Here is a 21,532-nt window from a genome sequence, read left to right as displayed (position 1 = left end):
CGCATCTACGCCGCCTTCGCCTTGGTGGCGTACATGTCCACGTACTCCTGGCCCGACAGCCGCATGACCTCGCTCATCACCTCGTCGGTCACCGCCCGCAGCACGTACCGGTCGCGGTCCATGCCCTCGTACCGGGAGAAGTCCAGCGGCTTGCCGAAGCGGATGGTGACGGGGTGGATGTGCGGGCGGCCGCGGCCGCCCGGCTGCACCTTGTCGGTGCCGATCATCGCGAACGGCACCACCGGCGCGCCGGTCATCAGGGCCAGCCGCGACACACCCGTACGGCCGCGGTAGAGGCGGCCGTCGGGGGAGCGGGTGCCCTCGGGGTAGATACCGAAGACCTTGCCCTCCTCGAGCACCCGGCGGCCGGTCATCAGCGCCGCGACACCGCCGTGCCCGCCGTCCCGGTCCACCGGGATCATGCCGCCGATGTTGCTGAAGAACCAGGCCATCGCCCGGCCCTTGATGCCCTTGCCCGTCACGTACTCGTCCTTGCCGATGAAGAGCACCTGCCGCTTCACCACCAGGGACAGGAACATCGAGTCGATGAACGTGACGTGGTTGCCGGCCAGGATCACCGGGCCGGTCTCCGCGATGTGCTCGGCGCCCTCGACCTTCGGCCGGAACAGGACGCGCATGAGCAGTCCCAGCAATGCCTTGAGCAGGATGCGCAACAAAGGGCCCTCCGGTCGTCATGGTCGGCTTCAGTCACACACCGCGGGAGGCTGTCCACCGCACGAGTGTGCAGGTGAGGACGATACTCGCGGCTCCTTCAGGATCGCACGTCGGGTTCACGCCTCTGATACTCAACGTTGACGTGTGTTTCCACCGCGTTCTGGCCGTTGTCTCCCACACGCAAGGCGCGGACGCCTACGATCAGGCGTTGTTTGTCAGGTGCGGGACACAATTCCGGGACACCGGGACAATCACACATTCGCAGTGCACCCGGCACAGCATGGGATGAGAGGCGAGGAGTGCTCATGGAGCAGGAGCAGCAGCCGAGACGGCGGGCCCTTCTGGGCGCGGCGGCCGCACTCGGCGCGGGAGCGGCGGTGTTCGGCGGGTCCGGTGCGGCGGCGGCCGCCGAGCCCGCGGGGAGCGGTGACCGCGGCCGCCTGCCGGTACCGACCGTCATCGCCCACAGGGGCGCCAGCGGCTACCGCCCGGAGCACACCCTCGGCTCGTACCAGCTCGCCCTCGACATGGGTGCGCACGTCATCGAGCAGGACCTCGTACCGACGAAGGACGGGCACCTGGTCTGCCGTCACGAGAACGACATCACCGGCACCACCGATGTCGCCGCGCACCCCGAGTTCGCGGACCGCAGGACGACGAAGACGGTCGACGGCGAGCAGCTCACCGGCTGGTTCACCGAGGACTTCACGCTCGCCGAGCTCAAGACGCTGCGCGCCAAGGAGCGCATCCCGGCCGTCCGCCAGGAGAACACCCTCTACGACGGCCGCTGGCAGGTGCCCTCCTTCGAGGAGGTGCTGCAGTGGGCCGACGAGCAGGGGCGCAAGCGCGGCCGGCCGGTCTGGTTGCACGTCGAGACCAAGCACCCCTCGTACTTCCGCAAGCTGGGTCTCGGCCTGGAGGAGCGGCTGGCCAAGCTGCTGCGTGCGTACGGGCGTGACAGAAACGATTCGCCGAACTTCCTCCAGTCCTTCGAACCGAGCAGCATCGAGCGGCTCGCGGGGCTCGTCGACTGCCCCAAGGTCGTCCTGCTGTGGACGGCGGACTACCGCCCCTGGGACTTCGAGGAGTCCGGCGACCCGCGCACGACCGCGGACCTCATCACGCCGGAGGGGCTGAAGTGGATTGCGGGCTTCGCGCAGGGCATCGGCCCGGTCCTCGACCTGGTCATCCCGCCGGGGCCGGACGGCAAGCTGGGCGAGCCGACGACGCTCGTACGGGATGCGCACAAGGCGGGCCTGATCCTGCACCCGTACACGATGCGCAACGAGAACCAGTTCCTGCCCGCCGAGTTCCGCCGCGGCACGGACCCGACTGCGTACGGGGACGCCTTCGGCGCGTTCAAGGTCTACTTCGAGACGGGCATCGACGGCATCTTCTCCGACAACGCCGACACGGCGCTGCTCGCGCGGGCGGACTTCGTCGGGGAGTAGGGCGCGCCGCGCCAGGCAGCGGGCCCGCCTTCTCCCTGTTCAATCTGCCGCTTTTCTCCCCGCAACGTGGGGAGAAAAGCGGCAGATTTGCGTGAAGGCGGCGGAGCCCCTTGGGCGTGGCGCCACACGGATGGGTGAGTTCGGTGCGGCCGGGCAACCGGGGGCCTGTGGCCGGTGTCACGGTCGGTATGGGACCGACCGAGTTGCTCAGCGCGCTGCGCCCGCTCCTCGCCGCCGAGGCCGAAGCCGAGGCGTACGGCACGGGTGTCGACCCCGCCGACCTCGAACAGGGGGTCTGGCTCCGCCTGTTGGAGCACACCCGCGACGCCGGGCCGCCGCCCGCCCCCGCGGCCTGGCTCCGCGCCGCCGTCCGCACGGAGGTGCGCAGCGCCCGCCGCCGGGCGCGCCGCGAGGTCCCGTACGACGGCCGCCGCGCCCCCGCGGCCGCCCCGGATGCGCTCCGCCACGCAAACCCCCGCACCCTCCCCGCCGCCGACCGCATCGGCGACCCTGGGACGGCCGTGGAGGACCGCGTCCTCGACGCCGAGGCCCGGCAGACGCTGCGCGCCGCCGTCGCGCGGCTCCCCGGCCGCTGCCCGCGCCTGCTCCGCGCGATGCTGTCGCCGAGGGACCCCACGTACCGCGAAGTCGCAGGCGAGTTGGGAATCTCACAAGGCAGTTTGGGGCCCGTACGTTCCCGGTGCCTTGGATGTTTGCGCAGAATGCTGCTGGCGGAGGTTGCGGCTTCGGACTTCAGGGGAAGGGAGCGTTAGCCGACCGGCGCCACGGAGGCGGCGTGCACCTCCCAGCGGTAGCTGGGGAGCACCCCACGACGGCTCCGGTCAGGGCCCACAGCCCGGGCATCCCAACACCCTCAATGCGCCCGGGCGGACCGACTAGGGGAGGCATGCGCACATGGGCACGAGCGTGACCATCTCTGACGCTACCGAGCAGGACGCCGAGCAGATCCTGAAGCTGCAGTACCTGTGCTACCAGAGTGAGGCGGAACTCTACGGCGACTACACACTCGAGCCGCTCACCCAGACGCTGGACGACCTCCGCGCCGAGCTGAGCCAGGGCCGTGTGCTCGTGGCCCGGCTCGGCGAGGAGGTCGTCGGCTCGGTGCGCGGCACCGTCGACGAGGACGGCACCGCCAGCCTCGCCAAGCTGATCGTGCATCCCCGGATGCAGCGGCACGGCCTCGGCGGGCGGCTGCTCGGGGCGATCGAGGCGCGGCTCGCGGAGGACCTGGCGGCCAAGCGGTACCGGCTGTTCACCGGCCACCGCAGCCAGGGCAACCTCCGGCTCTACCGCAAGTACGGGTACGCGCCCGTCGGCACCGAGGAGGTCTCCCGCCGGCTCAGCCTGATCACGCTGGAGAAGGACCGGGCGGCCACGGCATTCGTGGCCAGCGCCTGAACCGAACGCGCCAGAGGGGCCCGTCGGGCGATGTGCGGTTACGCCCGGCGGGCCTTGCGCAGCCAGAGCAGGCCGGTCACCGGCAGCACCATGGGCAGGAACAGATAGCCCATGCCGTAGTCGGACCAGACGGTCGCGTCCGGGAAGGCGGACGGTTCGACGAGCGTCCAGGTGCCCACGGTCAGGACGCCGACGAGCTCGGCGGCGCAGCAGCCCATGGCCAGCCGGCGCGCGGTCTCGCCGCCGCGCACCAGCGAGACGAGGATGAACGCGTAGACGGCCGCGGCGACCGCCGACAGCACGTACGCGAGCGGCGCCTCCTCGAACTTCATGATCATCTGGGCGATCGAGCGGGACGCCGCGCCGACGGTGAACACCCCGTACAGCAGGACCAGCAGTCGCCCCGGGCCCTGGCCGAGCCGTCCCGCGGCGCCCGGTCCTGACCGGCCGTCCGCGCCGGTCGATGCCGTCTCGGCCACGGCGGACTCAGGAAGCGATTCAGGCACCGGAGGCTCCCCAGATGTCGAACAGCCGGACCTCGAGCACGGCCAGCACCACCGCTCCTGCCGCCACGGTCGCCGAACCCCAGCGCGTCCGCTCCGCCAGCGACATGAAGCCCGCGGCGGGCACGGCCGCTGCCGCGCCCAGCAGATACGCGACGAAGATGCCGGTGCCGTCGCCCGGCTTCTCGCCGCGCGCCAGCAGGACCACGCCCACGACCAGTTGCACGACGACGAGGACCGTCACCACGGCCATGCCGATGAAGTGCCAGTCCTTGGTCGGCTGGTCCCGGTATGCGGCGAAACCGCACCACGCGGCCAGCGCCAGCGCGGCCGCGCCGACGGCAACCGTCAGCGCATCGATCACCGTGACCTCGCCGTGGAGGCCGAAGAGCGGTTGAACAGCATGGGAAGACTCTAATGCGCCCGATTGATCCCGCTGTACGCGCCCCCGGAGCCACCCCGTAGGCTCGCGGACCATGAAGATCTCCGCCGACGCTCTGCTGTTCGACATGGACGGAACCCTGATCTCCTCCATGGAGTCGGTGATCCGCTGCTGGACGCGGTGGGCGCAGGAGTACGGGATAGCGGCCGAGGACTTCGCCCGCGTACCGCTGCACGGGCGCCCTGCTGTGGAGATCATCGCCGAACTGCTGCCCGCCGAGCGGATCCAGGAGGCCCTCGCCCGTATCGAGCAGCTCGAGGTCGAGGACGTGTCCGGCGGCGTCGTCATCCTGCCCGGCACCAAGGAGCTGCTCGCCTCGCTGTCCGACGGCAGTTGGGCCGTGGTCACCTCCGCCACGCGCCGCCTGGCCGAGGCGCGGCTGCACGAGGTCGGCATCCACCCGCCGCTGCTCGTCGCCGCGGACGACATCACCCGCGGCAAGCCCGACCCGGAGCCCTTCCTGCTCGCGGCCGTGAAGCTCGGTGCAGAGCCCGCCCGTTGCGCCGTGTTCGAGGACGCTCCCGCGGGGCTGGCGTCGGGCCGGGCCGCCGGGATGAGGACCGTGGCAGTGGCCACGACCCATGAGCGTGCGGAGCTGGCCGCGGACGTGGTCGTCGCCGACCTGTCGGCCGTATCCGCGCAGGCCACGGACGACGGAGTGGCGATCACGGCGGGCGGCTGAGGCGCCCGTCCCAGTACCTGATCAGATCTGTCCGATACGAGGACGCAGGTGATCGGGCAGCGGAGCGGGCACGTCCACCCTGATCCGGTGCGTGAACCTGCTGGAGCGGCCCAGCTCCGGCACGGTCACCGTCGGCGGCCAGGACCTCACCGCCCTCGCCGGCCGGGGCCGGCGTGCGAGCGCCGCCCTGCGCGAGGCGCGGACCCGTATCGGCATGGTCTTCCAGCACTTCAACCTGCTGTCCTCACCGCAGGGGCCCTCACCCTCGGGCTCTCCGCCTGCGGCTCGGACTCCGGCGACAAGGGTTCGGTGCTGCCGGTCGCCGCCGGGTAACCGCACCCCCGCACACCGCGGAAGCGATGGGCTCCCCCCGGCAGGTGCGGAGCCCCTCGCACTCGCCTGCGCACAGCGACCGGGGTGTGACCCGGAGCTGACCCGGTGCTGCCGTTGCGCAGCCCCATGCTGCATCCTGGGGTACTCCATCACCCCCTGTTACGGAGTGGCGCATGACATCCACCTTCCCGGACATCTCCATCAGCACGGACCGGCTGGTGCTGCGCCCGTTCGAGGAAGGGGACGTACCCGAGCTCGCGGACATGATGAACGACGAACTCGTCACGGCCTGGACGTCCGTACCCCAGCCGTACACCCTCGACGACGCCCGCGCCTGGGTCACCCGGCTCGCGCCCGCCGAGCGCGCCCAGGGCCGCGGCATCGTCTTCGCCGTCACCGAGCTCCTCACCCAGCGGCTCGTCGGCACCGTGCATCTGCAGAACACGGACTGGCGCTGCCGCTCCACCGAGGTCGGCTACGTCACCGCACCCTGGGCCCGCGGCGAGGGATACGCCTCCGAGTCGGTGCACGCCCTGGCGCAGTGGCTCTTCCGGGACCAGAAGTTCGAGCGCATCGAGCTGCGCACCGCGGCCGACAACACCGCGTCCCAGCAGGTCGCGCAGAAGATCGGCGGCATCAGCGAAGGCGTGCTCCGCAACGCGTGGATAGCCCGCACCCAAACGGAGGACGGCAGCTGGACCGACATCCGCACCGACCTGATCGTCTGGAGCCTGCTGCCGGAGGACCTCGAGGACCTCTCCGAGCCGGTGGCCGACGGCGGCGGCCACGCCGCGTTCCCCGACTGGGGCTGACCGACCCCCGACCTGGGATTACCGGTCCGTACCAGCCGGGGTACTGTGCTCATCCGGGGCAAACCCGTACCCCCGATGTGCCACCCGTGCCCGCCCGCCCCGCGGGCCCCGACCTGCGACTTGCCCAGGAGACTGACGACGATGGCCGACCGGGTCACGGTGATCGGCTGGGACGGCTCGCCCCTGACCGGCGCAGCCCGCTCCGCGCTCGGCGCGGCCACCCTCGTGGCCGGCGCCGCCCACCACCTGGCGCTCCCCGAAGTTCCGCCCGCCGCCGAGCGCATCAGGCTCGGCAGCGTGGACCTCGCCGCCCGCCGGATCGCGGGGCACCGCGGCACCGCGGTCGTCCTCGCCGACGGTGACCCCGGATTCTTCGGCGTCGTACGGGCTCTGCGCGCGCCCGAGCACGGACTCGAGGTCGAGGTGGTGCCCGCGGTCTCCTCCGTCGCCACCGCCTTCGCCCGGGCCGGCATGCCCTGGGACGACGCCCAGATCGTCGTCGCGCACAGCCGCGACCTGCGCCGCGCGGTGAACGTCTGCCGGGCCCACCCCAAAGTCGCCGTCCTCACCGCGCCCGGCGCCGGACCCGCCGAACTCGCCCTGCTCCTCGGCCCGGTGCACCGCACCTTCGTCATCTGCGAGGAACTGGGCACCGCCCGCGAGCAGGTGACCGTCCTGACCTCCGACAAGGTCGCCGACCACACCTGGCGCGACCCGAACGTCGTCATCTCCATCGGCGGTTTCCAGACTGCCTCCGTGCCCGGCGTCGCCGTCCAGGGCGGCAGCTGGATCGCGGGCCGGGACCCCGGGCAGCCCCCCACGGTCCGCGGCTGGGCGCTCCCCGCACACGACTACGGCTTCGGCCCCGGGGCGCACGACGGACCGGGCGAGGGCGAGTCGCCCCAGCTCAGAGCCGCCCAACTCGCCCGGCTCGGCCCCCGCGTGGGCGACCTCGTCTGGGACATCGGCGCGGGCAGCGGCGCGGCCGCCGTCGAGGCCGCGCGGTTCGGCGCGGCCGTCATCGCCGTCGACAAGGAGCCCGACGCCTGCGGGCGCACCGCGGCCGTCGCCCGCCACTACGGCGTCCAGCTCCAGCTCGTGCACGGAACCGCGCCGCACATTCTCGAAGATCTGCCCGAACCCGACGTCGTACGGGTGGGTGGCGGGGGAGCCCCCGTCGTGGCCGCCTGCGCCGCCCGCCGCCCGGAGCGGATCGTCGCCCACGCCCCGACGCGCGACGCCGCGGAAGCCATTGGCAGGGCACTCTCCGACGGTGGCTACGCCGTCGAATGTGCCTTGATCCAGTCTGTGGAGTTGGACACGTCGGTGGCCTCGGCATGGGCGGAGCACAACCGTGCAGTGGCGTTTCTGCTGTGCGGTCACCGCCTTTCCAGGGCCTGAGAAGCCGCCGGGGGCCCGTCCGGTGGGCCGGTTGCAGACTGGCTGGGAACCGGCGTTCCGGCATGCGGCCCGTGACGTGCGGACAGCCTCCGGGCGGTAGGCTGGCGGACTGTTGTACCGCCGCACGGCGTTCGATGCTTCGTTCGCCAATGTCCTGAAATCTCCCCCGTATTGAGGGTGAGTGGTACGGCGGTCGGGGGACGCGCGACGTGCCGCGCGGCGTACACGCTCGTTGTTCCTACGGGGCGGTCGCTGCGCCGCGGCCGGGCGGCCGGAAGCGGTTGGAAGGAGCACTACCGATGGGCGAGGGGTACGCATGACTGACACCGGCCAGGTCCCGGGCGAGGGGCTGCCGGAGAACGCAGGCGGACAGCAGGAGACGCCGCGGTACGCGGCTCCCGCCACCCCTGCAGGCCCCGGCCTGCCGGAGCAGCCGGGCGGCATCCCGGCGCCGGGTGCGTACGCCTTCCACGACCCGGCGACGAACGGGCGTGAGGAGGACGACCTGCTGCTGATGCCGGGGGCGCAAGGGGCCTGGAGCGAACAGCCCCAGGGCACGGCGCCCTCTCAGGCGCACGCCCAGCCCCATGGCGGGGTGCCGCCTCGGGCTCAGGACCAGCAGCAGGGCGCGGTGCCGCCCCAGGCGCAGGCCCAGCCGCAGATTCCGGCTCAGGCCGCCGGATATCCGCAGCAGCCCGGGCAGGAGCAGGAGCCGTATCAGCAGCCGTATTTCGCCCCGCAGCCGCACGCATACGTGCCGCCGCAGGCTCAGCAGCCCGCGGACTCCGGGGCGTACGAGCCGGGGATGGATCACGCTCAGGCCGGGACGCATGAGACCGGAGGCCGCGATACCGGGTCCGTCGACTACGGCGCGGTGCGGATGCCCCAGGGTTCCGCGCCCCAGCGCCCCGCCCAGCAGCCGATGGCGTCCCCGTCGCACCCGTCGCCCGTCTCCTCGACACCGCCTGCCGGGACGCCGACGCCCGCGCGGCGGCCGCTTCACCTCGGGCCTCCGGTACCGGAGGCGTCCGGCGGGGTCGTGCGTTCACTCGCCGACCGCGGTCCGGCGGGTGTGCGCGCCCAGGCGGGGGCAGCGGCCGCCCCCCTGGCCGGACCGGTGACCACCGGGCCCGAGTACCTCGACGTGCCTCAGGAGGAGGCGCCCGCCGTCGCCGTATCCGTAGCGGCGTACGCGGAGCAGGCCGCGGGAGTGCTGCCCGGGCCGCAGCTGGGCGAGATTCCGCCGCTGGCGCACTGGAATCCGCAGCCGCCGCATGACGGATCGGCTGTGCGGGCGGAGAATCCTGCGGGAGTGGCCGCACCGGCTGGTGTTGCGGAGTCCGCAGAAACGGTGGGCCGGGCCAACGGAGACGGCACCCCGGCGGAGCCGTCTCAGGCGCCGGCGCAGGCGCCGTCTCAGGTGCAGGCGGAGGCGCAGGTCCAGGAGCAACCGGGTGGCCCGGTACCGGTCCAGGCGCCGGCGCAGGTCCAGGAGCCCGTACCGGCGCCCGGGTCCGGGCAGGCACCTGGGGCCTCGCTGCCGGAAGAGCCGCCGGCACCCGCCGGGGCCGGTGGTGCCCGTGAGACCGAGGCTGCAAGGACGCCGGGTGACCATCCGGGCGTGCCGGATGTGCCGGAAGCCGCCGGCGGGCAGCCGGAACCGACTGATGCGCAGCGCGAACCGGGCAGTGCAGAACTGCCGTTGAGCCCTGCCGTACCGCCACAGCAGTCGGCCGCTCCGGCCGATACCGGCTCCGCGCCCGAAGGAGTGGCTCCGGAGGCCCAACAGCCCGCGGGTGCAAGCGACGTAGCAGCCGATGCCGGCGCCGATGGCGACGGCAGCGGCAGCGGCGCGGAACAAGTGCCGGCGGAGTCGGCGGAGTCGGCCACGGCGCAGGCGCCGGAAGAGACGGCTGCCGCCCGACCGGGAGCGTCCGCCGGGGAGTCGGCGGCCGAAGCCGGGACACCGGCCACGTGGCCCGAGCCCCAGCCGCAGTCCGAGGCCGAGCAGGAGGCCGAACAGAGGGCTGAGCAGGTCGCCGAGCAGTTCGCCCCGGCGGAGGCAGACGAGGGAACGGCCGCGCACCGCTCTGAGCAGGAGCAGCAGGAGCAGGCTCCGGCCGAGCCCGCCAAGGTCCTGGCCGACGAACTCGTCGCGCCCAGGTCCGTGCCGCCGCAGGCCGATGCCGAGCCGGCCCCGGAGCCCGCGGCCGCCGATGCGACCGAGCCCGAGCCCGAGGCGCAGCCCGCGCCCACGGCTGCCTCCGACGACGAGGCAGCGGCCGACAGCGACGACGCGGCCGCGGACCATGCCGAGGGCACCCTCCGCGCCCCCGCAGAGGGGTACGGAGACGCCGAACGCGAAGCCGTACTCCGCGTCATGCGCGAACGCCGCGACATCCGCAACGGCTTCCGCTCCGACCCGGTCCCGCACGACGTACTGCTGCGGGTCCTCGAGGCCGCCCACACCGCGCCCAGCGTCGGCCACTCCCAGCCCTGGGACTTCGTCGTCATCCGCTCCGCCGAGACCCGGCGCACGATGCACGAACTGGCCACGCGCCAGCGCGAGGCGTACGCCAAGTCCCTCCCCAAGGGCAGGGCGAAGCAGTTCAAGGAACTGAAGATCGAGGCCATCCTCGACACGCCGGTGAACATCGTCGTCACCGCCGACCCCACCCGCGGCGGCCGCCACACCCTCGGCCGTCACACGCAGCCGCAGATGGCGCCGTACTCCTCCGCGCTCGCCGTCGAGAACCTCTGGCTCGCGGCACGGGCCGAGGGCCTGGGTGTCGGCTGGGTCAGCTTCTTCGACGAGCGCGAGATGGTCCGGGCCCTCGGCCTGCCCGAGCATCTGGAGGTCGTGGCCTACCTGTGCGTCGGGTACGTCGACGAGTTCCCGGACGAGCCCGAGCTGATGCAGGCGGGCTGGTCCAAGCGGCGCCCGCTGTCCTGGGTGGTCCACGAGGAGACGTACGGCCGCCGGGCGCTCCCCGGCGAGCAGCCGCACGACCTCCTGCAGGAAACCCTCCAGGGCATCCGCCCGCTGGACGCCAAGGCGCTGGGCGAGGCGTGGGAGCGGCAGAAGCGGATGACGAAGCCGGCGGGCGCGCTCGGCATGCTGGAGATCATCTCCGCGCAGCTGAGCGGGCTTTCACGGCAGTGTCCGCCGCCGGTTCCTGAACCCGCGGCGGTGGCCATCTTCGCGGGTGACCACGGCGTCCACGCCCAGGGCGTGACCCCGTGGCCGCAGGAGGTCACCGCGCAGATGGTCGCCAACTTCCTGGGCGGCGGGGCGGTGTGCAACGCCTTCGCCAACCAGGTCGGCGCCGAGGTGTGTGTGGTCGACGTGGGTGTGGTGGGCGAACTGCCCAGCACCCCGGGGCTGCTGCCGCGCAAGGTGCGATACGGCACCGGCGACTTCACGACCGGCCCCGCCCTGAGCCGCGAGGAGGTGCTGCGGGCGATCGAGGTCGGCATCGAGACCGCGAGGGATCTGGTCGCGGCGGGCAACAAGGCGCTGCTCAGCGGCGAGATGGGCATCGCCAACACGACGGTTTCGGCCGCGCTGATCTCGGTCTACACCGGCCAGGACGCGTCCGAGGTGACCGGCCGCGGCACGGGCATCAACGACGAGACGCACGCCCGCAAGGTGGACGTGGTGCGCCGCGCCCTCGAACTGCACCAGCCGGATCCGGCCGACCCGGTGGGGGTGCTGGCCGCGGTGGGCGGTCTTGAGCACGCGGCGATCGTCGGCCTGCTGCTGGGCGCCGCGTCGCTCCGTACGCCGGTGATCCTCGACGGCGTCAGCGCGGGCGCGGCGGCGCTGGTCGCCCGGGCGATCGCTCCGGAGGTCCTGGCTGCGTGCATCGCGGGCCACCGCAGCGCGGAGCCGGGCCATGTCGCGGCGCTGACGAAGCTGGGCCTGCGCCCGCTGGTCGACCTCGACCTCCGCCTCGGAGAGGGCACGGGCGCGCTCCTGGCCCTCCCCCTGGTCCAGAGCGCGGCGCGCGCGATGCACGAGGTGGCGACGTTCGACTCGGCAGGGGTCACGGAAAAGGCGTGACCCTCGCCGGGTGGCCGCTCCGCGCTGCGGTTCGTGGCCGGAGGCGGGGTGGGGCGGCCCCTCTTCCGGCGGCATGATTTACCGGCCGACGCGCAGGTTGTTCGCCCCTGCGGGCCACCGGTAAGCCGGCCCGCACATCACGCTTCAGTGCCCGGAGAGGGACCACCCCGCCCCACCCCTGACTCGCCACCGGACAGGAGCCGCCTCCCCCGCCCCCCGCACACCCGGCCGGGGATGATCTTCGGCGGAGGCCGCGCAGACGCGCGCGGCGCCGCCCCGTAGGGTGGGCGGCGAGGGCCGTCGCACGGCCGAACTCGCCGCTTCAGCGCCGCAGCGGCCCCGCACCCGCCTCTCCGCACGGAGGATCCGCACCGCCATGACCGACAACGCCGCCCACCCCGCGACCCCCGCCTACCCCGTCGGACTGCGTCTCGCCGGACGCCGGGTCGTCGTCGTCGGCGCCGGCCAGGTCGCGCAGCGGCGGCTCCCCGGACTGCTGGCCGCAGGCGCGGACGTTCTGTTGATCGCGCCCTCGGCGACCCCCTCCGTCGAGGCGATGGCAGAGGCGGGCGAGCTGCGCTGGGAGCGCCGCCGCTACCGCGCAGGCGACCTGGCGGACGCCTGGTACGCGCTGATCACCACCGACGACGCCGAGGCGAACGCCGCAGCCTCCGCAGAGGCCGAGGCCCACCGCGTGTGGTGCGTGCGCAGCGACGACGCCGAGGCGGCGACCGCCTGGACCCCGGCCACCGGCCGCAGCGAGGGCGTCACCGTCGCGGTCCTCACCGGCCGCGACCCGCGCCGCTCGGCCGCCGTACGGGACGCGGTGGTCGAGGGCCTGCGCGACGGTACGCTCGCCGCCCCCCGCCACCGCGCCCGTACGCCGGGCGTCGCCCTGGTCGGCGGCGGTCCCGGCGACCCGGACCTGATCACGGTGCGCGGCCGCCGGCTCCTCGCCGAGGCGGACGTCGTGATCGCCGACCGCCTCGGCCCGCGCGATCTGCTCGACGAACTCCCGCCGCACGTCGAGGTGATCGACGCGGCGAAGATCCCGTACGGCCGGTTCATGGCCCAGGAGGCGATCAACAACGCGCTCATCGAGCACGCGAAGGCGGGCAAGGCCGTCGTGCGGCTCAAGGGCGGCGACCCGTTCGTCTTCGGCCGCGGCATGGAGGAGGCCGAGGCGCTGGCGGAGGCGGGCATTCCGTGCACCGTCGTGCCCGGGATCTCGAGCGCGATCAGCGTGCCGGGCGCGGCGGGCATCCCCGTCACCCACCGCGGCGTCGCGCACGAGTTCACCGTCGTCAGCGGCCATGTCGCCCCCGACGACCCGCGGTCGCTCGTCGACTGGCAGGCGCTCGCCCGGCTGCGCGGCACGCTGGTACTGCTGATGGCCGTGGAGCGCCTCGGCGCCATCGCCGAGGCGCTGATCGGGCACGGCCGGGCGGCGGACACACCGGTCGCCGTGATCCAGGAGGGCACCACGGCGGCTCAGCGCCGGGTCGACGCCACACTGGCGACCGTCGCGGAGACCGTACGCGCCGAGGGCGTACGGCCGCCGGCGGTCGTGGTCATCGGCGAGGTCGTCGCAGTGGGCGCGAGCCCCCACGCGTAACCGCCGGTAACCCAACTTGTCCCCAGCCGTTGGCAGCGGATCGAGGACAAGGCAGTATCGCCCTGTGGCAGAACTCATCACGGTCGACGACCCCGACGACCCCCGCCTGAGCGATTACACGGGCCTGACCGACGTCGAGCTCCGGCGCAAGCGGGAGCCCGCGGAAGGGCTGTTCATCGCCGAGGGCGAGAAGGTGATCCGGCGCGCCAGGCACGCCGGTTACGAGATGCGCTCGATGCTGCTGTCGGCCAAGTGGATCGACGTGATGCGCGATGTGATCGACGAGGTGCCCGCGCCCGTCTACGCGGTGAGCCCCGAGCTCGCCGAGCAGGTGACCGGCTACCACGTGCACCGCGGCGCCCTGGCCTCCATGCAGCGCAAGCCGCTGCCCACCGCCGGGGAACTGCTGGCCGGTGCGCGCCGGGTGGTGGTCATGGAGGCGGTCAACGACCACACCAACATCGGCGCCATCTTCCGCAGCGCCGCCGCTCTCGGCATGGACGCGGTGCTGCTGTCGCCGGACTGCGCCGACCCGCTCTACCGGCGATCGGTGAAGGTCTCGATGGGAGCGGTCTTCTCGGTCCCGTACGCGAGGCTGGGAATCTGGCCGCGGGACCTGGAGGCGGTGCGCGAGGCCGGGTTCACGCTGCTCGCCCTGACCCCCGACGAGAAGGCCGCAGCCATCGACGAAGCCGCCCCGCACCGCCTTGAGCGGGTCGCGCTGATGCTCGGGGCGGAGGGCGAAGGGCTGTCCAGGCAGGCGCTGGTGGCGGCGGACGAGTGGGTCCGTATCCCGATGGCGCACGGCGTCGACTCGCTCAACGTGGGCGCCGCCGCGGCGGTCGCCTTCTACGCGGTGGCGACCGGCCGCCCGGAGGGCTGAACCGGCCTCAGCGCGCCGCCGACGGCGATGACCCCGGTGCGGCGTGCTGTGCCGACCAGTCCTTCGTGAGGCCGAGGCCGCGCGCCGGGCCCTGGCAGCCCTGAGCCGCCGCGATACCCAGCGCCACGAGCAGGGTGACCGTGACGAACACGATCAACCGCTGCCGCAGCAGCCGACGGTTGACCCGGGGGCGGCGGCCCGCGCCTCCCGGGCGCGTGGCCGTACGGGTGTTGGGGCGCGTGCCGCCCCGCGCGGCGTTGCGCGCGGTGCCGCGGGCGACGGGCGTGGGCCGGCCGGGGCGCGTCCCCGTACGCGGGGTGGAGGCGCGCGGGGACTGGGCGCGGGGCGCGGCCGACGACGGGCGCCGCTCCGTGCGCTGCCGCGTGTACGCCTCGGTCGGGCGACCCACCGGACGGTCCGCCTCCAGGCGCTGGGCGGGCGGCCGGACCTCGGACAGGCCCTGCGCCTCGCGCGCCGCGATCTCCTTGAGCCGCATGGACAGCTGCAGGGTGGTCGGGCGGTCCACGGGATCCTTGGCCAGGCACGCCTGGATGAGCGGAGCGAGCGAGTCCGGTACGCCGTACAGCTGGGGCTCCTCGTGCACCACGCGGTAGAGCATGACCTCCGAACTGCCCTGGCCGAAGGGGGAGTCCGCGGTCGCGCAATAGGCGAGGGTCGCGCCCAGCGCGAAGACGTCGGTCGCCGGGGTCACGGCGGCGCCCCGCACCTGCTCGGGCGCGAGGAAGCCGGGCGAGCCGACGGCCGTACCGACGTGCGTCAGCGTGCTGGCCCCGGTCGCCCAGGCGATGCCGAAGTCGATGATCCGGGGGCCCTTGGGGGAGAGGAGAATGTTCGACGGCTTGAGATCGCGGTGCACAACACCGGCCTCGTGCACGGCCACCAGGCCCTCGGACAGGGCCGCGCCGATCGACGCGGTCCGTGCCGCCGACAGCGGGCCCTCCTCGGTCACCTTGTCGTGCAGCGAGGGGCCCGGCACGTACTGGGTGGCGAACCACGGCCGGTCCGCCTCCAGGTCCGCGGCCACCAGCCGGGCCGTACAGCCGCCGCGGATCCGGCGGGCCGCCGACACCTCGCGCGCGAAACGCGAGCGGAACTCCTGATCCTCCGCCAGGTCCGGCCGGATCACCTTCAGCGCCACCCGCTGCCCGCGCCGGTCCGAACCGAGGTACACCACGCCCATGCCGCCGGCGCCCAGCCGCCTGTGGAGCCTGAACGAGCCGACGACACGCGGGTCCTCGCGCCGGAGCCGCATCATCGCCATGTCCATCCCCGCTAGCCGGTCCGTCTGACGTGGCACAGCTTACGGATTGAGGGCCCAGTGCGCTCATAGGCGGCGCATGCGTCGGCCGACGGATTGTCAGTACCCGGTGGGATCCTGGGAGTACGGGCGGGGGCAGCTGCGGTATCCGGTCCCTCGATCGGGTGCGAGATCACAACGGCCCATCTCGGAAGGGGGATTGATCCGGTGAAGGTGACCGGGTGGAGATAGCCGTGGACGCCGGGGACACGACGCGGACGTACGACATGGTGGCCTCGCGGGCGGCCGCAGGGTGGAGACGGCGGTGCGCAGGGGAGTGGTGGAGGTGAGCGAAGTCACCCTCTCCCAACGCTTCGCAATGAGAGGGGCCCAGAGCACCCGTGCCCAGAACGGAGGACGGGGACCGCCCCCTCGGGGATGACCCTCAGGCGTAGGAGCGCATCTCCACCCAGGGGAGTATCCGCTTCCGGCCGGTGTCATCCTCCGGGAGGCCCGGCAATCGATACGACGGCATGACGACCGGGCGTGGACGCGCCCCTAATGTTGAAGTCAAGCGGCGGGCGGAGCACTCGTCCCCCGAGGTCAGACGCCCGCCGCCCCAAACGGGAAGCGGTGCGGGAAGGGAGCGGGGGCCATGGCGGAGACGGTGGGACGAGCGGCCTTCCGGTCGCAGGGACGCAAGGCGGTCGCCGCGTTCGGCGTCCGGCCGTCCGGCACGCGCCACCCGCTGGTCGCCACCGCGATGGTGCTGCCGCTTGCGGCACTGCTCGCGGTGGTCTTCGGCGGCTGGGAGGCCGTCGTCACACAGGCGTCGTCCGTGGTCGGTTTGCTGGGGCGCTGAGCGGCGCCCCGGGCCCGGGAGAGCGGCCCGGGCCGGGGATACCGGCCATCAACCCCGTGGGGACGGGGGTGCGGCGGACGGCACGAATGCCCGGACAGTTGGGGAACTGTCCGGGCAGTGCCGTTTCGCTCGCCGCGACGGCCGCTCCGCGGGGGTGGTGGGTGGCGGCGGGTCGGTGGGTGCGTGGGTCGGGGGCGGGGTGGGGTGGCCCCTCTGGGGCTGCATGATTTACGGGCCGGCACGGTCGTACATCCCGTGCGGGCCGCAGTCAAGCCGGCCCATAAATCACGCTTTACGCCCCTGCCGGGACCACCCCACCCCGCCCCCTCCCGCCGGTACCCGCCTGCGGACCGTGCGCGGCGGGCGCTGTAATGGCCATGCGGTCGGTCCCTGTCCGCTCCCGCCAGTGGCTCACTGAGTGCGCCCCGTGGGGGTGCTGTGATGGTCCATGCGGTCGGTCCCCGGGCCCCTTGCGCCCACCCTGACGGCCAGGTGCGGGGGCTCGGGTGTGATGGTGTCTGCGGTCGGCGATGTGCCGTCGGGTGGACCGCATGTCACCCATCTCAGCTTGTTACAGGCCTATGCGGCGCCGCCAGCGTTCACGTGCAGGGGGATACGGCGGTGGCCGACTGGCCCCGGCCGTCATGGCTGAGTTGGTGATGGTTGGGGGAAGTGGGGGACGGGTGGCAGACGCGCGACGGCGGGAAGGGGTGGGGCGGGGTGGTCCCGGCAGGGGCGTAAAGCGTGATTTGTGGGCCGGCTTACCGGCGGCCCGCAGAGGGCGAACGACCGTGCCGGCCCGTAAATCATGCAGCCCCAGAGGGACTACCCCGCCCCACCCCTGACCCACCCACCGCACACGAGGCGCCCCGGCCGAAGGCCGGGCCCAATCACAGCACCGCTAGCCCGCCGTAAGATCCGATCCGAGCCCGCCGGGCGGGAAACGGAGAAACCCGCAGGGGGATGCCTTGGGGACGTCGCTGGCCGAGCAGTTGGCCGCGTTCGGGCGCGGCGCGGAGGCCGCGCGACGCGGGCTCGCGTCGTGCCCCCTCCCCGCCGCGCGGAGCGGCCCCGCCGGCGAGGCGACCGGCGGCCCCGCCGGCGAGGCGACCGTCGTCGCCGACCGCCCCGACGGCACCGTCGTACGGATCGGGCCCGTCGTCTCCAAGGCGCACGCCCCCGGCAGCGATCCCGCCGCGCTCGCCGCGCGGCTCCGGATCGCCGCCCATCCGCGGCTCGGTGGCGTCCTGCTCCCGCCGCTGCCGGTGTCGCGCGATGGCGACCTGCTCGGCGTCCTGCACGACGGGCGCCCGGCTACGCTGTGGCCCGCCGGCGAACCCGTCTCGCCCGATGAGCCCGACGCCGCCCCGTGGGAGGAGGCCGCGGTCCTCCTCGCACGGCTGCACTCCGTTCCGCCTGCCGAACTGGCGGGACCCGTCCCGCCGATGCGCGGTCCGGCCAAGGCCGCGCGGGCCATCGCCCGGCTGCGGGCAGCCGCCTGGACGAGCGAGGGCGCGACCGAGCGCGTGACCGCGACCGCCACCGAGCGCGGGAGCGGCGCCGAGCCCGGCCCCGCGACCGTGCTGCGCGCCTGGGACGCCCTGCCGCCCTGGGCACGGGGCGAGGCCCCGCCGCCGCGCGCCCGCGCCCTCTGCCACGGCGACTGGCACCTCGGTCAGCTCGTCAGGCACCCCGCCTTCCACGGCCCGTGGCTGCTGATCGACGTCGACGACCTCGGCATCGGCGACCCGGCTTGGGATCTCGCCCGCCCGGCGGCCTGGTTCGCCGTCGGCCTGCTCGCCCCAGGTGTGTGGCAGCGCTTCCTGGACGCGTACCGCTCCTCCGGCGGCCCGGCCGTACGGCCCGAGGGCGACCCCTGGCCGGAACTCGACGTCCCCGCCCGGGCGCTGACGGTCCAGTCGGCCGCGCTCGCGCTCGCCAAGGCCCCCGCGGGGCGCCGCCCCCTCGACGAGGCCGAGCGGGCGCTGCTCGACGCCTGCGCCCGCATGGCCGGTTCGGAGCCCGGCACCCATACCGCCGATCCGGAGCCCGGCGGCATGTCGCGGGCCGCCAGGCCGTAGCGTGAAGTCCCAGCCGCCGGGCAGCATTTCCCGGCGTTTCCGACGTTTTACGGCGAGGAGCTGAGCCGACGATGCAGTGTCCCAAGTGCCATGCGCCGATGCACACGTACAACCGCAACGGCGTCCAGATCGAGCAGTGCAGCGGTTGCCGGGGGATATTCCTCGACTACGGGGAGCTGGAGTCGCTGACCCGGCTCGAGGCGCAGTGGTCGCAGCAGGCTCCGCCGCCCCCGCCCGCTCCGCAGGCGTACCCCTCCGCCCCGGCCTGGGGTGCCCCGCACCAAGGTCATCACGGCCATCACGGTCACCGTCACGGCCACCGGAGCTTCGGCCGGATGCTCTTCTCCTCCTGAGAGACCCCGAGCACGGCGAACGGCCGAGGGCCGGAGCTCAAGGCTCCGGCCCTCGGCCGATCGGTGTGGACGATACTGGGATTGAACCAGTGACCTCTTCCGTGTCAGGGAAGCGCTCTCCCGCTGAGCTAATCGTCCTCGGTGCAGCGAATGCCACCGATGGTGCGTGCGCGATACTGGGATTGAACCAGTGACCTCTTCCGTGTCAGGGAAGCGCTCTCCCGCTGAGCTAATCGCGCTGGGCTCCCCGTACCGAAGTCTCCCAGCCACCGCTGGGTAGGGGTCCCCCCCGGCGAAGCCAGGGGGAGTACTTCCGGGGAAGGTCCTCGCGGACCCAGTGGACGATACTGGGATTGAACCAGTGACCTCTTCCGTGTCAGGGAAGCGCTCTCCCGCTGAGCTAATCGTCCGTAGAGGTGGAGACGGGATTTGAACCCGTGTAGACGGCTTTGCAGGCCGTTGCCTCGCCTCTCGGCCACTCCACCAGTGCGGGGGTTCGGGATGATCCCCCACGTCGAGCGGACGACGAGATTCGAACTCGCGACCCTCACCTTGGCAAGGTGATGCTCTACCAACTGAGCCACGTCCGCAGGTGCGTCCCCGGACTCGGTCCGGGATCTGCCCCATCCCCGGGGCGCACCCGCGTCCCGGCGACGTGTTGAACTCTAGCGGATTCCTGGGCCAGCTCAAATTCCGTTTCCCCAGCGTGCACCGCTGCTTGCCCGACTGTGCGCCGCCTCTTGCCCGCCCGGGGCGCCCCGGGCGGGGCCGCCATAGACTCGCAGCCGTGCACGACCTCGTCCCGCTCGCCCGCTTCGGCGGCCTCCTGGCCTCCGATCTGTGCGATGTGACCAGCGATCCTGCCGCCCTGGACTCCTCCGGCTTCTGGGCCGTGGTCGCGGACTTCGAGGGCCGGCTGGTCTGCGCCCGCTTCGGGGACGTACGGCACGAGCCCGTCCCCGGCCCGGAGCCCGGCGCATGGCGCGGCCCCGCCGCCGGCGACTGGACGTCCTCGCTCGACCGCGCCGCGTACACGGCGGGCGTGCGGCGGATACGGGAGCACATCGCCGCGGGCGAGGTCTACCAGGCCAATCTGTGCCGCATTCTGTCCGCGCCGCTGCCCGCCACCGGCGATCCGGCGGACGTCGACGCGCTGACCGCGCTGCTCGCCCGCGGCAACCCGGCTCCGTACGCCGGTACGGTCCGGCTGCCTGCCCATGGCGTCGAGGTGGCCACCGCCTCGCCCGAGCTCTTCCTGCGCCGTGACGGCCGGGTCGTGGAGTCCGGGCCGATCAAGGGCACGGGGCGTACGGCGGCCGATCTCCTGGACAAGGACCGCGCCGAGAACGTGATGATCGTGGACCTGGTCCGCAACGACCTGGGCCGGGTCTGCGCCACCGGCTCGGTGACCGTCCCCGCGCTGTGCGCCGTCGAGGAGCACCCGGGTCTGGTACACCTCGTCTCCACCGTGCGCGGCGAGCTGGCCGACGGCGCGGGCTGGCCAGAGCTGCTTGCCGGGACGTTCCCTCCCGGCTCGGTCACCGGCGCCCCCAAGTCCAGCGCGCTGCGGGTCATCGAGGCGCTGGAGACTGCGCCCCGCGGCCCGTACTGCGGCGGCATCGGCTGGGTCGACGCGGACCGCGGTACGGGCGAGCTGGCCGTCGGCATCCGTACGTTCTGGATCGACCGGGCCGGGCCCGGTCGCCCCGTCCTGCGCTTCGGCACGGGCGCCGGGATCACCTGGGGCTCGGACCCGGACCGCGAGTGGGACGAGACCGAACTGAAGGCTTCCCGGCTGCTCGCGGTAGCGTCGGGCACATACGCCGAGACGGGGAGGTCCCCACGATGAAGATCTGGCTCGACGGCGGGCTGCGGGACGCCGACGCGGCGCGGGTCTCCGTGCTCGATCACGGTCTCACGGTCGGCGACGGCGTCTTCGAGACGATCAAGGCGGTCGAAGGACGGGCCTTCGCGATGACCCGGCACCTCGAACGGCTCGCACGCTCCGCCCGAGGTCTCGGGCTGCCCGAGCCGGACCTCGACGAGGTGCGGCGGGCCTGTGACGCGGTGCTGGCGGCCGAACCGATGCCGCTCGGCCGACTGCGGATCACCTACACCGGCGGGCTCTCGCCGCTCGGTTCCGACCGGGGTACCGCCCCGGCCACGCTGGTCGTCGCGCTCGGTGAGACGACCCGCCGCCCCGACACCACGGCGGTTGTGACCGTGCCCTGGACCCGCAACGAGCGCGGCGCGCTCTCCGGCCTGAAGACCACGTCGTACGCCGAGAACGTGGTCGCGCTGGCCAGGGCGCGCGAGCACGGCGCCTCCGAGGCGCTGCTCGCCAACACCGTCGGGCAGCTCTGCGAGGGCACCGGCGCCAACGTCTTCGTCGTGCTCGACGGCGAGCTCCACACTCCGCCGCTCGCCTCGGGCTGCCTCGCGGGCATCACCCGCGCCCTCGTTGCGGACTGGGCCGGGGCGAAGGAGACCGACCTGCCGCTGGACGTGCTCGAGCGCGCCGACGAGGTGTTCCTGACCTCCACGCTCCGCGACGTCCAGGGTGTGCACCGGGTCGACGGCCGGGAACTGCCCGGCGCGCCGGGCCCGGTCACGGCCAAGGCGATGCGGATCTTCGACGAGCGGTCCGCCGCCGACCCCGACCCGCGCTGAGTCGCAGACCCGGACAGGGCCTGGCCGAA

18 protein-coding genes, 5 tRNA genes and 1 pseudogene are annotated in these 21,532 nt (G+C 73.3%); 15 read left to right on the top strand and 9 right to left on the bottom strand.

The window, feature by feature from the left end; all coding sequences use genetic code 11:
- Positions 1-5: 5 nt before the first annotated feature.
- Entirely contained in the window at positions 6-677 is a 672-nt protein-coding gene (locus ACTWQC_RS25500; RefSeq protein WP_443318126.1) for a lysophospholipid acyltransferase family protein, read from the bottom strand.
- A 303-nt stretch (positions 678-980) separates the two neighbouring features.
- Between ACTWQC_RS25500 and ACTWQC_RS25495 the strand changes: the two genes are divergently transcribed.
- From ACTWQC_RS25495 to ACTWQC_RS25485, 3 genes are all read left to right on the top strand, one after another.
- On the top strand, positions 981-2,126 hold the full coding sequence (locus ACTWQC_RS25495) for a glycerophosphodiester phosphodiesterase (RefSeq protein ID WP_443318125.1): 1,146 nt from the start codon (positions 981-983) through the stop codon (positions 2,124-2,126).
- Between the two features lie 188 nt (positions 2,127-2,314).
- Positions 2,315-2,899, top strand: a complete 585-nt coding sequence (locus tag ACTWQC_RS25490) for a sigma-70 family RNA polymerase sigma factor (protein ID WP_443318148.1) — start codon at positions 2,315-2,317, stop codon at positions 2,897-2,899.
- 142 nt (positions 2,900-3,041) lie between these two features.
- On the top strand, positions 3,042-3,545 hold the full coding sequence (locus ACTWQC_RS25485) for a GNAT family N-acetyltransferase (protein ID WP_443318124.1): 504 nt from the start codon (positions 3,042-3,044) through the stop codon (positions 3,543-3,545).
- 38 nt (positions 3,546-3,583) lie between these two features.
- On the opposite strand, the gene ACTWQC_RS25480 is transcribed toward ACTWQC_RS25485, so the two are convergent.
- Both ACTWQC_RS25480 and ACTWQC_RS25475 read right to left on the bottom strand, forming a co-directional pair.
- Positions 3,584-4,024 (bottom strand): hypothetical protein, encoded by a 441-nt coding sequence (locus ACTWQC_RS25480; protein WP_443318147.1) that lies wholly within the window; start codon positions 4,022-4,024, stop codon positions 3,584-3,586.
- Between the two features lie 19 nt (positions 4,025-4,043).
- Positions 4,044-4,412: a hypothetical protein gene (locus ACTWQC_RS25475; protein ID WP_443318123.1), complete on the bottom strand. Its 369-nt coding sequence runs from the start codon at positions 4,410-4,412 to the stop codon at positions 4,044-4,046.
- 112 nt (positions 4,413-4,524) lie between these two features.
- Between ACTWQC_RS25475 and ACTWQC_RS25470 the strand changes: the two genes are divergently transcribed.
- The 7 genes and pseudogenes from ACTWQC_RS25470 to ACTWQC_RS25440 all read left to right on the top strand — a co-directional run bounded on the left by ACTWQC_RS25470 (position 4,525) and on the right by ACTWQC_RS25440 (position 14,279).
- Positions 4,525-5,172, top strand: a complete 648-nt coding sequence (locus tag ACTWQC_RS25470; RefSeq protein WP_443318122.1) for an HAD family hydrolase — start codon at positions 4,525-4,527, stop codon at positions 5,170-5,172.
- A 58-nt stretch (positions 5,173-5,230) separates the two neighbouring features.
- Positions 5,231-5,419 (top strand): annotated as a pseudogene (locus ACTWQC_RS25465) (ATP-binding cassette domain-containing protein); the annotation flags it as partial.
- Between the two features lie 259 nt (positions 5,420-5,678).
- A complete protein-coding gene (locus tag ACTWQC_RS25460; protein ID WP_443318121.1) occupies positions 5,679-6,317 on the top strand; it encodes a GNAT family N-acetyltransferase in 639 nt (212 codons plus the stop codon).
- 141 nt (positions 6,318-6,458) lie between these two features.
- Positions 6,459-7,718 (top strand): precorrin-6y C5,15-methyltransferase (decarboxylating) subunit CbiE, encoded by a 1,260-nt coding sequence (gene cbiE / locus ACTWQC_RS25455; protein ID WP_443318120.1) that lies wholly within the window; start codon positions 6,459-6,461, stop codon positions 7,716-7,718.
- Positions 7,719-8,034: 316 nt separating this feature from the next.
- Positions 8,035-11,781 (top strand): nicotinate-nucleotide--dimethylbenzimidazole phosphoribosyltransferase, encoded by a 3,747-nt coding sequence (gene cobT / locus ACTWQC_RS25450; protein ID WP_443318119.1) that lies wholly within the window; start codon positions 8,035-8,037, stop codon positions 11,779-11,781.
- Between the two features lie 376 nt (positions 11,782-12,157).
- On the top strand, positions 12,158-13,396 hold the full coding sequence (cobA, locus tag ACTWQC_RS25445) for a uroporphyrinogen-III C-methyltransferase (RefSeq protein ID WP_443318118.1): 1,239 nt from the start codon (positions 12,158-12,160) through the stop codon (positions 13,394-13,396).
- 64 nt (positions 13,397-13,460) lie between these two features.
- On the top strand, positions 13,461-14,279 hold the full coding sequence (locus tag ACTWQC_RS25440; protein ID WP_443318117.1) for a TrmH family RNA methyltransferase: 819 nt from the start codon (positions 13,461-13,463) through the stop codon (positions 14,277-14,279).
- Positions 14,280-14,286: 7 nt separating this feature from the next.
- On the opposite strand, the gene ACTWQC_RS25435 is transcribed toward ACTWQC_RS25440, so the two are convergent.
- Positions 14,287-15,561: a serine/threonine-protein kinase gene (locus tag ACTWQC_RS25435; protein WP_443318146.1), complete on the bottom strand. Its 1,275-nt coding sequence runs from the start codon at positions 15,559-15,561 to the stop codon at positions 14,287-14,289.
- A 631-nt stretch (positions 15,562-16,192) separates the two neighbouring features.
- Here ACTWQC_RS25435 and ACTWQC_RS25430 point away from each other — a divergent pair.
- The 3 genes from ACTWQC_RS25430 (at position 16,193) to ACTWQC_RS25420 (ending at position 18,833) form a co-directional block, all read left to right on the top strand.
- The gene (locus ACTWQC_RS25430) at positions 16,193-16,399 is read left to right on the top strand and encodes a hypothetical protein (RefSeq protein ID WP_443318116.1); all 207 of its coding nucleotides are present in this window, start codon (positions 16,193-16,195) and stop codon (positions 16,397-16,399) included.
- Between the two features lie 968 nt (positions 16,400-17,367).
- A complete protein-coding gene (locus ACTWQC_RS25425) occupies positions 17,368-18,480 on the top strand; it encodes a phosphotransferase family protein (RefSeq protein WP_443318115.1) in 1,113 nt (370 codons plus the stop codon).
- Between the two features lie 71 nt (positions 18,481-18,551).
- Positions 18,552-18,833, top strand: coding sequence for a TFIIB-type zinc ribbon-containing protein (locus tag ACTWQC_RS25420; protein ID WP_443318114.1), 282 nt, complete (start codon positions 18,552-18,554; stop codon positions 18,831-18,833).
- A gap of 66 nt (positions 18,834-18,899) precedes the next feature.
- Here the strand turns inward: ACTWQC_RS25420 and ACTWQC_RS25415 are convergent.
- The 5 genes from ACTWQC_RS25415 to ACTWQC_RS25395 form a co-directional block, all read right to left on the bottom strand.
- Positions 18,900-18,971, bottom strand: a tRNA-Val gene (locus ACTWQC_RS25415).
- 29 nt (positions 18,972-19,000) lie between these two features.
- Positions 19,001-19,072: transfer RNA gene (locus ACTWQC_RS25410), tRNA-Val, on the bottom strand.
- Positions 19,073-19,171: 99 nt separating this feature from the next.
- A tRNA-Val gene (locus ACTWQC_RS25405) sits at positions 19,172-19,243 on the bottom strand.
- 4 nt (positions 19,244-19,247) lie between these two features.
- Positions 19,248-19,318, bottom strand: a tRNA-Cys gene (locus tag ACTWQC_RS25400).
- 32 nt (positions 19,319-19,350) lie between these two features.
- A tRNA-Gly gene (locus ACTWQC_RS25395) sits at positions 19,351-19,423 on the bottom strand.
- A 197-nt stretch (positions 19,424-19,620) separates the two neighbouring features.
- Here ACTWQC_RS25395 and ACTWQC_RS25390 point away from each other — a divergent pair.
- The gene (locus ACTWQC_RS25390) at positions 19,621-20,682 is read left to right on the top strand and encodes a chorismate-binding protein (protein WP_443318113.1); all 1,062 of its coding nucleotides are present in this window, start codon (positions 19,621-19,623) and stop codon (positions 20,680-20,682) included.
- Positions 20,679-21,503: an aminotransferase class IV gene (locus ACTWQC_RS25385; RefSeq protein ID WP_443318112.1), complete on the top strand. Its 825-nt coding sequence runs from the start codon at positions 20,679-20,681 to the stop codon at positions 21,501-21,503. Before ACTWQC_RS25390 ends, ACTWQC_RS25385 begins: the two co-directional genes overlap by 4 nt.
- Positions 21,504-21,532: the final 29 nt, after the last annotated feature.

Origin of the sequence: Streptomyces sp. 8N616, from assembly GCF_052246385.1 — a bacterium.
Classification (GTDB): Bacteria; Actinomycetota; Actinomycetes; order Streptomycetales; family Streptomycetaceae; genus Streptomyces.
This window is presented reverse-complemented; position numbering and strand designations above follow the sequence as displayed.